The organism is Arthrobacter sp. NPDC093128, assembly GCF_040683875.1.
Taxonomy (GTDB): domain Bacteria; phylum Actinomycetota; class Actinomycetes; order Actinomycetales; family Micrococcaceae; genus Arthrobacter.
The window spans coordinates 151596-166076 of the sequence record NZ_JBFBEY010000009.1; the positions used below are offsets into that span (position 1 = coordinate 151596).

A 14481-nucleotide genomic window follows, 5' to 3' on the forward strand; every position below is an offset into this window, starting at 1 on the left:
TTTGGCTAACGTTTCGCATTTTCCTCCCGAACTTCGGCCGGCGCCACGGTATTTGGTCCCCTGGTGCGCCTATCCGATCAGCGCCAGCACCGCACCGGCAGCCACCACACCGCCGGCTTTGGTGCGGATGCCGCTCACCGTGCCGTCGCGGTGCGCCGCGACCTGGGTTTCCATCTTCATCGCTTCAAGCACGACGACGGCGTCCCCCGCCGACACTTCGGCGCCCGGCTCCACGAGCCACTTCACCACGGTTCCGGCCATGTCGGCGCGCAGCTCCCCCGGATCAGCGGCGGCCGCGTCGCCGTCGGAATCCACCGAGACGCCGGCGGGAAGGGCCCCTCCGGACAGAGTCCGAGTAGACAGGGCCCAGCCGTCCAGCAGGTCCGCTGGAAGACCGACGGCCAGGCGGCGGCCGTCCACGTCAACGGTGATGGTGCGGCGTTCGCCGTCGGGCACGTCGGTGCTGTAGCCGGCATCCGCCGGGATCCGGTCCGCGAAGTCGGTTTCAATCCAGCGGGTGTGGATGCCCAGCCCGGTCTCGGAGGTGAAGTCCGTGGATTCGAGCACGGCGCGGTGGAACGGCAGCACAGTGGCCACCCCGGTGATCTCGATTTCCGCCAAGGCGCGGCGTGCCCGCCGCAGGGCCTGCTGGCGGTCCGCGCCGGTGACGATCAGCTTGGCGAGGAGGGAGTCGAACTGCGGCGCCACGAAGGAGCCGGAGCGGACGCCGGTGTCCAGGCGGATGCCCGGGCCGGTGGGGCCGCGGAATTCTGCGATGGTGCCGGGTGAGGGCAGGAAGCCGCGCCCCACATCCTCGGCGTTGAGCCGGAACTCGAAGGAGTGGCCGCGGGGCTCGGGGTCCGCGGTGATGCGCAGGCTTTCCCCGGCGGCGATCCGGAACTGCTCCTGGACCAGGTCGATCCCGGTGGTTTCCTCGGTGATGGGGTGCTCCACCTGCAGCCGGGTGTTCACCTCGAGGAACGCCACGGTACCGTCGGCGGCGACCAGGAATTCCACGGTGCCGGCGCCGGAATAGCCGGCTTCCCGGCAGACTGCCTTGGCGGCGTCGTAGATCTGCTGCCGCTGGTCGTCGCTGAGGAACGGTGCGGGCGCTTCCTCGACGAGCTTCTGGTGCCGGCGCTGGAGGGAGCAGTCGCGGGTTCCGACGACGACGACGTTGCCGTGGGTGTCCGCCAGGACCTGGGCCTCGACGTGGCGCGGACGGTCCAGGTAGCGCTCCACGAAGCATTCGCCGCGTCCGAAGGCCGCCACTGCCTCGCGGACGGCGGAGTCGAAGGCTTCCTCGATCTCGTCCATGTTCCGGACCACCTTCAGCCCGCGGCCGCCGCCGCCGAAGGCCGCCTTGATGGCAATCGGGAGGCCGTGCTGTTCGGCGAAGGCGCGGGCCTCCGCGGCGGTGTCTACGGGCCCGTCGCTGCCGGCCACGAGCGGGGCTCCGGCACGGACCGCGATCTCGCGGGCAGTGATCTTGTTCCCGAGCTGCCGGATGGCTTCCGGAGTGGGGCCGATCCAGGCGAGTCCGGCGTCGAGTACAGCCTGGGCGAAATCGGCGTTCTCGGACAGGAAGCCGTAGCCGGGGTGGACGGCATCCGCTCCGGCCCTTGCCGCGACCTCCAGCAGTTTGGGGATGTTCAGGTAGGTGTCAGCCGGGGAGTTCCCGTCCAGGCTGAAGGCTTCGCTGGCGGCACCGACGTGCATGGCATCGGCGTCGATGTCCGCATAGACGGCGACGGATTCCAGCTGGGCGTCCTCGCAGGCTCGGGCAATCCGGACGGCGATTTCACCACGGTTGGCGATCAGGACCTTGCGCATCAGTTACTCACTTTTCTTGGGAAGTCTGTTCGGGGGCAGTCTGTTCAGGGGAAGTCTGTTCAGGAGCGCGGCGGAAGCGGATGCTGCCGCCGATCGGCACCTGGGCGGCCAGATCGAGCTGGTGGTCCACCACTACGCCGATCACCGGGTAGCCGCCCGTGATCGGATGGTCGGCCAGGAAGAGCACAGGCAGGCCTTCGGGCGGGACCTGGATGGCTCCGGCCACGGTGCCTTCGCTGGGCAGTTCGCCTTGCCGGCTGCGTTCCAGCGGCGTGCCGTCCAGCCGCATGCCAACACGGTTGGACTGGGGCTTCACTACCCAGTCCTGCCCGCAGAGGGACTCAAGGGCGGCCTCGTCGAACCAGTCGGCGCGCGGACCCAGCACGATGTCCAGCACCGTGACGCCGTCCCCGGGAAGGTCCGGCTGGAGTTCGGGGTTACCCACAACGCCGGATTCGGTGACGTCGCCGGATGCCAGGATCTGGCCGGCGGCAAGCGGCGCCGGCCCGATGCCGGACATGGTGTCCGTGGAACGGCTGCCCAGTACCGGGGCGGCGTCCACACCGCCGCGGACCGCAAGGTAGCTGCGGAAGCCGGCCTCCGGCGCGCCAAGGGTCAGGATTTCGCCGTCAAGCAGGGCGAACGGGGTTGCCATGGGAACGGTGCGCTGGCGTGCGGGCTCGTCCGGGTCTGAGTCTGATCCAGCGTCCGACGGCGAGTCGACGGTCAGCGCCGACGGCGCCCCTGCAACGGCCACGACCTGGTCCCCGACGGCTTGGACCCTAAGTCCACCGGCGACGCTTTCGATGGCTGCGGCCGAGGCGGCGTTGCCCACCAGCCGATTGGCCCGCCGCAGCGAGGCCCGGTCCAACGCACCGGCCGCGGAGACACCCAGCGCGGAGTGGCCGTGCCGGCCGAGGTCCTCGATGAGGCTCTGCAGCCCGGGTGAAACGATCCGCAGCCCGGAGGCAGGTTCCTGGGCCGGCCCCGTGGAGGCAGGCGCCGCCCCGGACGCCGCGGACTCCGGCGCCATGGTCACAACATCGCGGACGGCACGGAACTGGACCCGGTGGCCCGGACTTGCCAGCGCCGGCTCGGCCCGGTCGAGGTCCCACATGCGGGCCCCGGTCCGGCCGATCAACTGCCAGCCGCCCGGGGACTTGCGCGGGTACACCGCCGAATAGTTGCCCGCCAGCGCCACCGATCCGGCGGGCACAGCGGTCCGCGGTGAGCTCCGGCGCGGCACTTCCAGCACCTGGTTCTCCCCCACCATGTAGCCGAACCCCGGCGCGAACCCGGCGAAAGCCACCGTCCAGACCTGGCCGGTATGGGCTTCAATGACACCCTCAGTTCCCAAGCCGGTGAGCCGTCCCACTTCGGCGAGATCCTCGCCGTCGTACACGGTATCGATGTACACCAGGCCGCCGTCCTGCCGGACCGGAGCCGTGAGGTCCAGCTCCATCAGGAGTGCGCCCATGCGGCGGGCCGCCGCCGGCGACTCCGCACGGACCATAACGGTCTGCGCAGCCGCGAGCACGTCCTGCTGGCCCGGCAGCGGCGATTCGAGGAGCAGGGTCTGCAGGGCGAGGACGTCCTGGGTTCCGGAAAGCTCCGCGAGCACCGCCCGCGTTCCCACGGGCCGCACCGAGAGGACCTTGTGCACGGTCAGGGTTTCCATTGCTACCGCTTCCATTGTTGACAGTGCTTGAACTGGGTTTGCGCCGAACAGCTTCCGCGCCGCTTAGGCGTGGGAGTCCGCCAGGAGGCGCTCTTCTTCGGCGGTCTGCGGGTTCCGGCCGAGGGCCAGGCCCACAACCGTCACGGCGGAGGCCACCAGGAGGTACGCCGCGATCAGGTACCAGTCACCGGAGGCTGCGTAGAGCGCGGTGAAGATGAGCGGAGCCACGGCGCCGCCGATCACGCCGGCCAGGGTGTAGGCCAGCGAGCTGCCGGCGTAGCGCAGCCGGGCCGGGAACTGCTCGGTGATGTAGGCGGCCTGGGGGCCGTACATGAAGGCGTGGAAGGCCAGGCCGATCACAACGCCGATGGTCAGCATCAGCACCGACTTGCCCTCGATCATGAGGAAGAACAGCGGGATGTAGAGGGCGGTGCCCACAGCCGCGATGCCGTAGACGAGGCGGCGGTTGAAGCGGTCCGTGAGGGCGCCGGCCAGCGGGATCAGGAACAGCTGGAACGACGAGCCGATGAGGATGGCCGTGAGGACGTTGCCCGTGGTCATACCGAGTTCCTTGGTGGCGTAGACGGCCACGAAGACGGTGAACAGCGCGTAGAGGATGTCGGGGCAGACGCGGGAGAGGGCGGCGGCCACAAGGGCGCGGGGTTCCTTGCGGAACACCTCGGTGATGGGGGCCTTGGGCTGTTCGCCGTGGGCTTGGATCGCCTTGAACACCGGGGTTTCCTCAAGCTTGAGGCGGATGATCAGGCCGAAGACAACCAGCAGCGCGGAGGCGAGGAAGGCCACGCGCCAGCCCCAGGAGAGGAAGGCCTCAGTGCTGAGCGTTGCGGCAAGCAGGGCCAGGACGCCGTTGGCCATCAGGTTGCCGGCGGGCGGGCCGATCTGGGCGGCGGAGGACCAGAAGCCGCGCTTGTTGGCGTCACCGAATTCGCTGGAAAGCAGGACGGCACCGCCCCATTCGCCGCCGACGCCGATGCCCTGGGCCAGGCGCAGGAGCACCAGGATGGTGGGGGCCGCGACGCCGATCACGGAGTAGTCGGGCAGCAGGCCGATGAGCACAGTGGCGATGCCGATCAGCAGGAGCGTGACCACCAGGACGTGCTTGCGGCCGATCCTGTCGCCGAGACGGCCGAAAATCACGCCGCCGATGGGACGTGCCAGGTAACCCACCGCGAAGGCGGAGAAGGAGAGCAGGAGGCCGACGAATTCGTCGTTGCCCGGGAAGAAGATCTTGGGGAAGACCAGGGCCGAAGCCACGGAGTAGATGGCGAAGTCGTAGTACTCCAGCGAGGTGCCGGTGAGGCTGGCGACGTACGCCTTCAGGGCTCCGGGCGGGATTTTCCGGCCGGTGCGGGCGGCCGTGTGGTGTGTAGTCATGGTCTTCCTTCAGGTGTGCGGTGGTGCTGCCTGCGTGCTGGGTGGGGGTGCCGTTGCTGGAGCGGCTATCCGGCGGAGCTGTCTACTCCGCGGAGCGCTAACGGGGTTGGACGAACGCGGTTTAGACGAACGACTTGATGGTGATGCCGGCGTCGGAAAGCGCAGCCTTGACTGCCACAGCCATGGCAACGGCCCCGGGGGAATCGCCATGGACGCAGATGCTGTCTGCATTGATTTTCAGGATGGAGCCGTCGACGGCGCGGATGGCGGAGTCGGTGGCCATGCGCAAGACGTGTTCGGCCACTTCGGCCGGGTCATGGAGGACGGCTCCGGGGAGCGAGCGGGAGACGAGCGTGCCGTCGGGGTTGTAGGCGCGGTCCGCGAAGGCTTCTGACACGCCGCGTAGTCCCGCGGCCTCGGCGAGGCGCAGCACCTCAGAGCCGGGCAGGCCAAGGATGGGCAGTTCGGGATCGACCGATTTGACGGCGTCGACGACGGCGCGCGCCTGGGCGGTGTGGGAGACGATCGCGTTGTACAGGCCGCCGTGCGGCTTCACGTACCGGACGCGGCCGCCTTCCGTGGCCGCCAGCGCCTGCAGCGCGCCGATCTGGTAGACCACCTCGTCCGCCAGTTCGTTCGGGTCCACGTCCATGAAGCGGCGGCCGAAGCCGGCGAGGTCGCGGTAACCCACGTGGGCGCCGATCGTCACACCGGCTTCTACAGCTTCGCGGCAGGTGCGGCGGATGACGGTGGGGTCGCCAGCGTGGAAACCGCAGGCAACGTTGGCGCTGGACACGGACTTGAACATCGCCGTGTCGTCGCCCAGACTCCAGCGGCCGAAGGATTCTCCTACGTCGCTATTCAGGTCCATGCTAACCATTGTGATCCTCGTCTCATTGATTTACTCCTACTAGGATGCACCAAATTTAGCGATTGTTCAACAATCCTTCGATTCAACGATGTGACGATCGTGTAAATTCTGGAGTATGGCCACTTCAGAATCAGCAATCCGAGGCACCTCCCCGGCAGCAGCAAGGCTGCGCGTAGCCGTGCCGTCAGTGGCCGACCGGGTGGCTGATGAGCTCCGGCTGCAGTTGGCTGAAGGTGTCCTGCTGCCAGGAACAAGGCTGACCGAATCCACGATTGCGGAGGACCTTGGCGTCTCGCGCAACACGGTCCGCGAGGCCTTTGCCGAGCTCGCCAGTGAACGGCTGGTGGTCCGGCACCCGAACCGCGGGGTTTTTGTGGCGAGCCTGGAAGCGGGCGATATCCACGATGTCTACACCGTCCGCCGGGTGATCGAAGTCAGCGCCATCCGCGGCGGGGGCAGCACCGAAGCTGTTGCCGCCGTCCGGGCGGCGGTGGAGGAAGGCAAGGTTGCGGCCGCCGCGAACGACGACGAAGGGCTGGGCACGGCAAACCAGCACTTCCACAAGGCCATCGTTGCCCTGGCGGGAAGCCGCCGGCTGAACACCATCATGTCCCAGGTCCTGGCCGAGATGCGGCTGTTCTTCCACAAGGCCACGATGGACGCGCACTTCTACAGTGGCTATCTGAAGGACAACGAGGAGATCTGCGTTGCCCTGGAAGCCGGCGAGCTGGACCGCGCCGCCGAGCTGCTGCTGGCCTATCTGGACCGCTCAGAAGAGAAGCAGGCCGAAGTCCACGGGGAGTAGGGCGGGGATTGCCGGGAGGCCGCACCGGGGCAGGCGCCTTAAGTGCGGAAAGCCCGGGCGGAACCTTGGCCCACCCGGGCTAGAACCAAACTACGCGCGTATCCGCTCCACATCGGACACTCCGGCGTACGCCGCCTGCGTGCCCTTGCGGGTGGCGGCCAGCGCCGCAGCTACAGAGGCAAAAGCGGCAGCTTCGGCCAGCGGCTCACCGGCGGCGAGCCGTGCGGCCACGGCCCCGGTGAACGCGTCGCCCGCTCCCGTGGTGTCCACGGCATTGACCCTGACGGGCGCGATCCGGACCACGCGGCCCGCCCCGGCGGCCAGCGAATCCAGGACAACCGAACCGCTGGCACCCAAGGTGACCAACACCCGCTGCAGCCCGCGCTCGGCGAACCGCTGCCGCACGTGGTCCCACGCGACGTCGTCCGCTTCAGCGCCCGGCATGTCCCCTGAACCCGCGCCCCCTGAACCGAGGAACAGCGACGCCTCGTGGGCGTTGACCAGCAGGACGTCGGTCAGGTCCGCAAGGCTCTGCGGGATCTCGCCGTACGGCGAGAGGTTCAGCAGGACCGTTGCGCCGGCGTCGTGCCCCCTCCGGGCGGCGGCTTCCACTGTTTCGAGGCTGACCTCGAGGCAGAGGCACACCACGGAGGCGCCGTCGAACGCGTCCGCGGACGCCGCGACGTCGGCCGGAGCGAGGGTTCCGTTGGCCCCGGCGGAAATGATGATGTTGTTCTCGCCGCGCGCGTCCACGGCGATGACAGCCACTCCCGTGGCAGCTGATTGGGAGGTGCGCACGTGCGAGATGTCCACTCCGGCTCCTGCGGTGGAGGCCTGGAGCATCTCGCCGTTGGCGTCGTCCCCCACTGCGCCGATAAGGCTGACAGCCCCGCCCAGCAGGCTGGCCGCGACGGCCTGGTTGGCGCTCTTGCCGCCGGGGTTGACGGCGAACCCGGTGCCGTGGACCGTCTCCCCCGGCAGCGGGAGGCGTTCGCAGTAGATGGTCAGGTCGGCGTTGAGGGACCCGACGACGACGATCCGGCCGTGCGTTCCGGCGCTCACTCGGCCACCTCGGCTTCAACCGGCTTGGGGATCAGGAGCGAGGCGCCGAAGGCTGCAACGGTGATGACCAGGCCGACAACCACGACGGTCAGGTAGGAGGCCTTGGCGTCGCCGAGGGCCGACGTTGCCACCAGCACGGCGGGCAGCACCAGGAAGCTCAGGCCGGCGCCCAGGTTGAAAGCGCCCGCGTTCATTCCGGGCAGGAATCCCGGGTTTCCGGCGGGAGAGAGCACAACTCCGAGTCCGTTCAGCATGATGTTGACCGTACCGGCGTACATGATGCCCAGCAAGACCGTTCCGGCAATCATCATCGGCAGGCTGCCCAGGCCGAAGAAGGCGATCAGGGCAAGAGCGGCGATGCTGCCCAGCAGTCCGATGCGCAGCACCTTGGTGTAGCCCAGCACCGGCGCGAGCCTGCCGCTGATGGGGCCCACCACCCAGCCGAGCAGAGCGTAGGGGGTCAGGATGATCAGCGACATCTCGGTGGGTCCCACGCCGAACCCGGGAGCGGCCGCCTGCACGTAGGCGGGAACAATGCCGTTGATGACGGCGAAGATTCCCGTCATGGTCAGCGTGGTGGTCAGCAAGGGAGCCCAGGTGGAGCGCTGGCGCAGGTGGACTGTTTCCACCATGGGCTGCTTGGAGCGCTTCTCAACGGTCCAGAAAGCGAAGAAGGCCACGGCGGCCACCGCCACCAGCGCGAGGGCCAGCATCAGGGTGCCCGCGGAGAAGCCGCCGACAAGTTTGGAGCCCTCGTTCAGGGCGGTGAGCAGTGCGCCGACGGCGACCACGATAAAGAAGACGCCGAGCCAGTCCATGGTGGTGCCGGCCGCAGGCTTGCTTTCGCCGGCCAGGAGCGCCACCAGGGCCGTGGCCACGAGCGCCAGGACCACCATGAGCCAGAAGATGCTGCGGAAGCCGAAGTGCTCGGCGAAGTAGCCGCCCACGAAGGAGTCCACGCCGGCCACGCCGCCGTTGACGGCCGTGATGAGGCCCATGAGTGTTCCGTATTTGCGCGGGTTGCTGACGGCGGAGCGCAGCATGATCAGGCACAGCGGCACGGTGGGCCCGCTGACGCCCTGGATGATGCGGCCAACAAAGAGCCAGGTGACGTCCGGGGCCAACGCGGCGATGACCGAACCGACGGCCATCAGCATCATCATGCCGATCAGGATCTTCTTCCGGCCGATGATGTCGCTCAGGCGCGGCAGGAAGAGGGAGAACAGCGCGGCCGCGGTGAAGAACCAGGTCTGGGACAGGCCAATGACGGCCTGGTCGGTGTTCAGTTCATTGCCCATGGTCACCAGGGCCGGGCTGAGCATGGAGGCGTTGAGCTGGAAGGCCACGCAGGCGGCGAGCAGGGCGACCATCAGGGCGGTCACGTTGCCGCGGGTGGTCTTGGTTTCAGTGACGGTGGCCATTTACTTGACCCCTCCGGCTGCTGCGCCGGCACGTTCGGACTGCCGGGGTTCTCCCGGTTCGCCGATCCGGATGAGGGCGTCGGTGACGAGGTCCCAGAACCTTCCGTGGTCCAGGTCAACGGCGACGGAGGTGTTGCAGTCAGCAGGTGCGGGGGCCCGGAAGTCCGCCACGGTCATCCCGAGGGTCAGCTTGCCCTGCAGTTCGATGTCCACGGGGACCTTCCGCGTGGTGACGATGCTCGGATCGATCACGTAGGCGACGGCGCAGGGGTCGTGGACGGGCGGGTAGTCGAAGCCCTGGGCGTCCTTGTAGGTCTTGGTGAAGAACTCCATCAGTTCCATCACGAACCTGGCCGGTTTGGTACCCACGGCGGCGATCTTCTCAACAACCTCCGGGGTGGCCAGGGCCTGGTGCGTGAGGTCCAGGCCCACCATCACCACAGGCCACTTCTCGTTGAACACGATGTGCGCGGCTTCGGGGTCGATGATGATGTTGAACTCGGCCACGGCGCTCCAGTTGCCCACGTGGTAGCCGCCGCCCATGAGGACGACCTCCTTGACGCGTTCAACAATGCGCGGCTCCTTGCGGGCGGCCATGGCGATGTTGGTGAGTCCGGCCGTCGGGACCAGGGTCACGGTGCCGGGTTCGTGCGCCATGATCGTGTCGATAATGAGGTCGACGGCGTGGCGCGGGTCCAGTTCGATGGCGGACTCCGGTTGGGCGGGGCCGTCCATGCCGGTTTCGCCGTGGATGTCCGGCGCGGTTTCGATGGTGCGCACCAGCGGACGGTCGCAGCCGGCGGCAAAGGGGACGCCAGTGATGCCGGCGATCGTGCCTACCGAGAGGGCGTTACGGGTGACCTTTTCGAGGGTCTGGTTGCCCACCACAGTGGTAACTGCAAGCAGCTCGATATCAGGGTTGCCGTGCGCAAGCAGCAGCGCCACGGCGTCGTCATGGCCCGGATCGCAGTCCAGGATGATCTTTTTGCGGTCAGGGTTCACGGGGTTGGGGTCCACGTCTATCTCCACGTCATTGGGGCTTGCCCGAAGGGCCGGGCGTTCAGCAGGGCGCTAAAGCAATCAGGGTGATCATGGCACTTCACTGGCGCTCACGTCAAGCGCTTAACGTGATTTACGTTAAGCGCTTGATGCCAAGCGGGGCATGGACACACACGACGGCGACTTGCGCCGACTACGATCGAGGTATGGAATCCGCGCAACACGTTCAGCAGCCACCGGGCGGACCGAGGGCTGCGGTGCCGAGGGTTACCGCGGCAATGGTTGCCGCTCGCGCCGGGGTGTCGACAGCCACCGTATCCCTGGTGGCCAACGGCAAGACCCGCGGCCGCGTGTCCGCGGACAACATCTCGCGCGTGCGCGAAGCCATCGCCGAGCTGGGCTATGTGGTGGACGGCATTGGCAGCTCACTGGCCAAGGGCGTGAGCTCGATAGTCATCCTGGTGGCGCCGGATATTTCCAACCCGTTCTTTGCCAAAGTGATCGCCGGCGTGCGGGAATCCCTTGGTTCCGACTACCAGCTGCTGCTGTCCGTCACGGACGCCGGCGAGTTCCCCCAGGCCGATGACGTCCGGAGGCTGATGGCTCTCCGGCCCGCCGGCTTGCTGGTGGACGCCCCCAACGCCGAGTTCCTGGAAGAGCTGTCCGCTGCCGGGCCCCTGGTGCTGCTCGACGCCCCGGGGCTGGAGGGCTACGCCCCGTCAGTGAACCTCGATGTGGCACACGGCGCACGGGAGCTGGCGGCGCACCTGGCCGCTTCGGGACACAAGCGTGTTGCCTACGTGGACAGCGTGACCGGCACGGCCACCTTCGAAGTGAGGCGCAGCGCGTTCCTCGAGGAAGCCACGGAGCGCGGGATATCAGTGCCGCCCGGATGCATCATCAGCACCACGATCGACGTCGGGGCGGCCGCCGGGGCATTCGCCGTCGCTTGGCCGCAGTGGCAGCGGCACGGTGTCACCGCCGTCGTGTGCGGCACCGACACGCACGCCTATGGCGTGCTTCAGGAAGCCCGCGTCGCGGGAGTCCGGATCCCCGAAGAACTGGCGGTGGCGGGCTTCGACGACCTGCCGTATTCAGCGACCAGCAATCCCAGCCTGACCAGCGTGCACCTCCCTGCCACTCCCCTGGGGCTGAAGGCGGGCGAACAATTGCGCTTCCTCATGGAGGGCCGCCCCTTGGAGCAGCCGCAGGTGACGCTGGAGAGTTCGCTGGTCGTCCGCGGCTCCACAGCCTAGCGCCCGTTCTGGCCGGCCCGCTCCCGCTGGCGCCGGTACGCCCTGACCGACAACCACGCAATGGTGGCCGCAATCGCGGCATAGACGGCGTAGTTGAGGTATTTGGAATACTCCTCAATCAGCCGGTACTGGGCCCCGAGGAGACCCATTTGCTGACATCATGACCGGGCCTGGGCACCGGGGCGGATCCTCATGAAACCGAAAACTGAGGAGAGCAGCAGCATCCCGCCGCCGATGGCAATCAGGTATCCGGCCACGGGGACGGTCCCCTGCTCAGCCCTGCTGTAACCCGGCGGTGCCGCTGCCAACGTCCGGGCGGATCGGAACAGCGGCGAAGGCGTCACTGCCGGCGGGGAAGCCAGGGCCGCGGCTGGCTGCGCTCCGGCGGACGTTGCGGGCGTCGGCGACGATCCCTGGCCGGTCACGGCTCCCTGGGACGGCACGCTTTCCACGTCGGAACCGGTGACACCGGGCCGGGTTTCGGCGGGACGTGCTCCGCCCTGCCCGGGTCCGGGGCTGTCCGGTTCAGCCGGGGAAGGCGCCGAAGATGTGGGCGCCGGGGAAGGCGGGCCGCCTTTCACGCAGAACCCTCCAGCGGCGGCCGGAACCTGTTTGTCAGGACACGGCGCGGCGCTTGCGGGCACCGCCAAGGCCAGAATACCGGCGGCGACGACGGACAGCACCGCGAGGACGCAGAGAACCAGTCGACCGTTGCACATGTCATCCAACGGTACCCTCTGCAGCGAATTCCGGTCTGCTGACCGCCGGCCAGGCCTTAACGGCGGGCTGTGAAGCGGGCCGGTGCAGCACCGCCGTCGGCCAGGTCTGCAAGCACCCGGCCCACTGCCGGAGTGAACTTGAAACCGTGCCCGGAGAAGCCGGCGCCGACGACAACCGGGCCAAAGCGGTCCAGCACAAAGTCCTCGTTGGCGGTGCTGGTGTACGTGCAGCTGATCGGCACAGCCGATGCGGGATCAACGCCCGGGAGCCAATCGCGGACGTACCGCGCCAGCGCCTCCAGCTGGACTGGTTCGGGGGTGAAGCTGCGGGCGTCGGGGTCGGTCACCGGCCCGACGCCGTGCCAGCCGGCCTTGATGCCCTCGCCCGGAGTGAGCATTCCGTAAACCGGGCTGTACCAGTAGGCGTCCCGGGGATCGTCCGGGTCGGGGTTGTGGTTGAAGCTGGGCCAGACCAGCGAGTCATCCAGCGGCGTGAAATGCGCGGGTTGCTCCTGGGTCACCACGAGCTGTGGAAGACTGACGAGGCTTCCCACAAGCTTGCCGGTCCAGGCACCGGCGGTGACCACAACGCGGCGCGCGGTGATCTCGGCTGAGTCCGTCACGACGACGGCACGGTCGTCGCCGGCGACGCGGATGTCACGGACCGGCGTCGAATACTCGAAGCGCGCGCCGTGTGCCTCCGCGGCCTGGCGCAGCGCCGTCAGGGCCTCGGCGGCGCGGACACGCCCCGAGCCGGGAACCACCAGGACGTCGCCCCGGAAGTTCATGCCCTGCCAGCGGTTGGCCGCCTCCGACGCCGGAATGAAGTGGCTTTCGATGCCCCGCTCGGCGTGCGCCGAGCGGACGGCCTGCAGCCGGCTGACGTTGCCGTGATTCACCAGGCCCACGAGGTCCAGGAGCTGCCTGCCCGATTCGACGGCGAGCCCGTCCCAGAGATCCTTGGCCTCGGCAACCAGGTCGAGGTAGTCGGCCTCCGCGTATGCCATGTTGAAATTGCGGGTCGCACCATGGGAAGCACCGATGTGGTGCCCCTGCTCGAACTGCTCCAGAAGGACAACAGACCGGCCGCGGCGGGAAAGCTGCCACGCTGCAGCAGATCCCATCGCCCCTCCGCCGACCACAACGACGTCAACTTCCACCACAGCTCCACCCAACTCAGTCCCGACGCCTCCTCTTGAGGCCTGTTGCCGGTTCCTATTCTGCCAATCCGGCCGGTGGTCCGCGTCCGTGCGGCCCGGTTGTCCGCCTCAGCCCGCGAAAGTCACGTCCTTTGTGTCCTCAACCGCAGCAGTCCGCCCCGGAGCCGTGTGGTACTTCCAGTAGAGGTTCGTATGCGCGATGACCCTGTCCGGCGGCGGAGCGCCCCACTCACTCTGGTCCTCGGTGGTGTGCGCGTCACCAACGAGCGTCACGTCGTAGCCGCGGACAAAGGCCCCATGGATCGTGGACCGGATGCATTCGTCCGTCTGCGCACCGGCCACAACCAGGCGTCCGATCCCGGCCCCGGCCAGCACCTCTTCCAGGTCGGTGTCCTCGAAGGAGTCCGCGAACCGCTTGTGCACCAGCGGTTCCGGTTCCTGGCGTTTCAGCTCCGGGACGAAATCCCAGGCTTCGCTCCCCTTCGCCAGCTGCTCGGACGAGTGCTGGACCCAGACGATCGGCACTCCTTCTGCGCGGGCTTTTCCACGAGCCTAGCGATGTTGGCCACCACCTCATCGCGCTGGTGCACCCCGGCCACAACGCCGTTCTGCACGTCAATCACCATCAAGGCGGTGTTGGGTCGATCTGACAGTTTGGTCATGACAACTCCTCTGCGAAGCGGACGGATCCCGGTTTGGCATCCGTCGCATGCATTTTACGTGGGCTTAACTTGATCGGTCTTGTGAGGGTACAAGGGACCACGACAGACTTGAAGCACTTGATGAACCGATCAATTCTGATCGTTCGACCAGACCAGCGGAAGATGTTCGCAGAGATGCGTTCGGCCTGTGCGCGGCGAAGCCGCCGGGGGACGGGCTCCGCCGACCGGAAGGATTAGTTATGGCCGGCAAGTTTGAAGTTTTCGTTGACGCAGCGGCCCAGTACCGGTTCCGGCTCACCGCCCCGGACGGAAAAGAACTGGCTGTGTCGGCTGCGTTCAGCGACAAAGCGGCGGCAGTGGCAGGCATCGAGGCGGTCCGCGAATGTGCGGGCATGGGACTGATCAGCGACCTTTGCCCGGCCGGCGTCCCGGTGCCGGCTGCCCTGCTGGCAGTCCCGGTTCCTCCGGTCTGCGAACCGCGGCGGGCAACGGTGGATGCCGTCCGCATCCATGCGACGGCACGCCGGGCCGCGGCTGCGCCGCACTGGTCCGGCGCAGCCTAGGAAACCCGCAGCCTAACAAGCTCCGGGGCGCTGCCGCAGCATTCCGACGCCCGATGA

General features: G+C 67.8%; 14 protein-coding genes. 3 read left to right on the forward strand and 11 right to left on the reverse strand.

The annotated features are described in order from the left end of the window. Positions 1-69: 69 nt before the first annotated feature. From AB0N24_RS12680 to AB0N24_RS12695, 4 genes are all read right to left on the reverse strand, one after another. Entirely contained in the window at positions 70-1833 is a 1764-nt protein-coding gene (locus tag AB0N24_RS12680; RefSeq protein WP_364124460.1) for a biotin carboxylase N-terminal domain-containing protein, read from the reverse strand. A 7-nt stretch (positions 1834-1840) separates the two neighbouring features. After that, positions 1841-3526: a 5-oxoprolinase/urea amidolyase family protein gene (locus tag AB0N24_RS12685; protein WP_364124463.1), complete on the reverse strand. Its 1686-nt coding sequence runs from the start codon at positions 3524-3526 to the stop codon at positions 1841-1843. 48 nt (positions 3527-3574) lie between these two features. After that, on the reverse strand, positions 3575-4906 hold the full coding sequence (locus tag AB0N24_RS12690) for an MFS transporter (RefSeq protein WP_364124466.1): 1332 nt from the start codon (positions 4904-4906) through the stop codon (positions 3575-3577). Positions 4907-5027: 121 nt separating this feature from the next. After that, positions 5028-5786 carry a 5-oxoprolinase subunit PxpA gene (locus tag AB0N24_RS12695; protein WP_364124469.1) on the reverse strand — a complete coding sequence of 253 codons (759 nt, stop codon included), beginning with the start codon at positions 5784-5786 and terminating at the stop codon, positions 5028-5030. A gap of 106 nt (positions 5787-5892) precedes the next feature. Here AB0N24_RS12695 and AB0N24_RS12700 point away from each other — a divergent pair, with 106 nt between their 5' ends. Then, the gene (locus AB0N24_RS12700) at positions 5893-6582 is read left to right on the forward strand and encodes a GntR family transcriptional regulator (RefSeq protein WP_364124472.1); all 690 of its coding nucleotides are present in this window, start codon (positions 5893-5895) and stop codon (positions 6580-6582) included. A gap of 90 nt (positions 6583-6672) precedes the next feature. Here the strand turns inward: AB0N24_RS12700 and AB0N24_RS12705 are convergent, their stop codons facing one another. The 3 genes from AB0N24_RS12705 to AB0N24_RS12715 are packed head-to-tail and all read right to left on the reverse strand — an operon-like array spanning position 6673 to position 10082. Next, positions 6673-7644, reverse strand: a complete 972-nt coding sequence (locus tag AB0N24_RS12705; RefSeq protein ID WP_364124475.1) for a ribokinase — start codon at positions 7642-7644, stop codon at positions 6673-6675. Then, positions 7641-9065 carry an MFS transporter gene (locus tag AB0N24_RS12710; protein WP_364124478.1) on the reverse strand — a complete coding sequence of 475 codons (1425 nt, stop codon included), beginning with the start codon at positions 9063-9065 and terminating at the stop codon, positions 7641-7643. Before AB0N24_RS12710 ends, AB0N24_RS12705 begins: the two co-directional genes overlap by 4 nt. Next, positions 9066-10082, reverse strand: a complete 1017-nt coding sequence (locus tag AB0N24_RS12715) for a nucleoside hydrolase (RefSeq protein ID WP_364124481.1) — start codon at positions 10080-10082, stop codon at positions 9066-9068. Positions 10083-10342: 260 nt separating this feature from the next. On the opposite strand from AB0N24_RS12715, the gene AB0N24_RS12720 reads away from it, so the two are divergent. Then, on the forward strand, positions 10343-11320 hold the full coding sequence (locus AB0N24_RS12720; protein ID WP_364124671.1) for a LacI family DNA-binding transcriptional regulator: 978 nt from the start codon (positions 10343-10345) through the stop codon (positions 11318-11320). Here AB0N24_RS12720 and AB0N24_RS12725 read toward each other — a convergent pair. The 4 genes from AB0N24_RS12725 to AB0N24_RS12740 form a co-directional block, all read right to left on the reverse strand. Next, a complete protein-coding gene (locus AB0N24_RS12725; protein WP_364124484.1) occupies positions 11317-11469 on the reverse strand; it encodes a hypothetical protein in 153 nt (50 codons plus the stop codon). The two genes, AB0N24_RS12720 and AB0N24_RS12725, sit on opposite strands and share 4 nt — an antisense overlap. Before the next feature lie 9 nt (positions 11470-11478). Next, the gene (locus tag AB0N24_RS12730) at positions 11479-12039 is read right to left on the reverse strand and encodes a hypothetical protein (protein ID WP_364124487.1); all 561 of its coding nucleotides are present in this window, start codon (positions 12037-12039) and stop codon (positions 11479-11481) included. A 56-nt stretch (positions 12040-12095) separates the two neighbouring features. Further along, entirely contained in the window at positions 12096-13199 is a 1104-nt protein-coding gene (locus AB0N24_RS12735; RefSeq protein ID WP_364124489.1) for an FAD-dependent oxidoreductase, read from the reverse strand. 108 nt (positions 13200-13307) lie between these two features. Continuing rightward, the gene (locus AB0N24_RS12740) at positions 13308-13724 is read right to left on the reverse strand and encodes an isochorismatase family protein (RefSeq protein ID WP_364124492.1); all 417 of its coding nucleotides are present in this window, start codon (positions 13722-13724) and stop codon (positions 13308-13310) included. A gap of 376 nt (positions 13725-14100) precedes the next feature. Here AB0N24_RS12740 and AB0N24_RS12745 point away from each other — a divergent pair, with 376 nt between their 5' ends. Next, the gene (locus tag AB0N24_RS12745; protein WP_364124495.1) at positions 14101-14424 is read left to right on the forward strand and encodes a DUF1508 domain-containing protein; all 324 of its coding nucleotides are present in this window, start codon (positions 14101-14103) and stop codon (positions 14422-14424) included. Positions 14425-14481 lie beyond the last annotated feature (57 nt).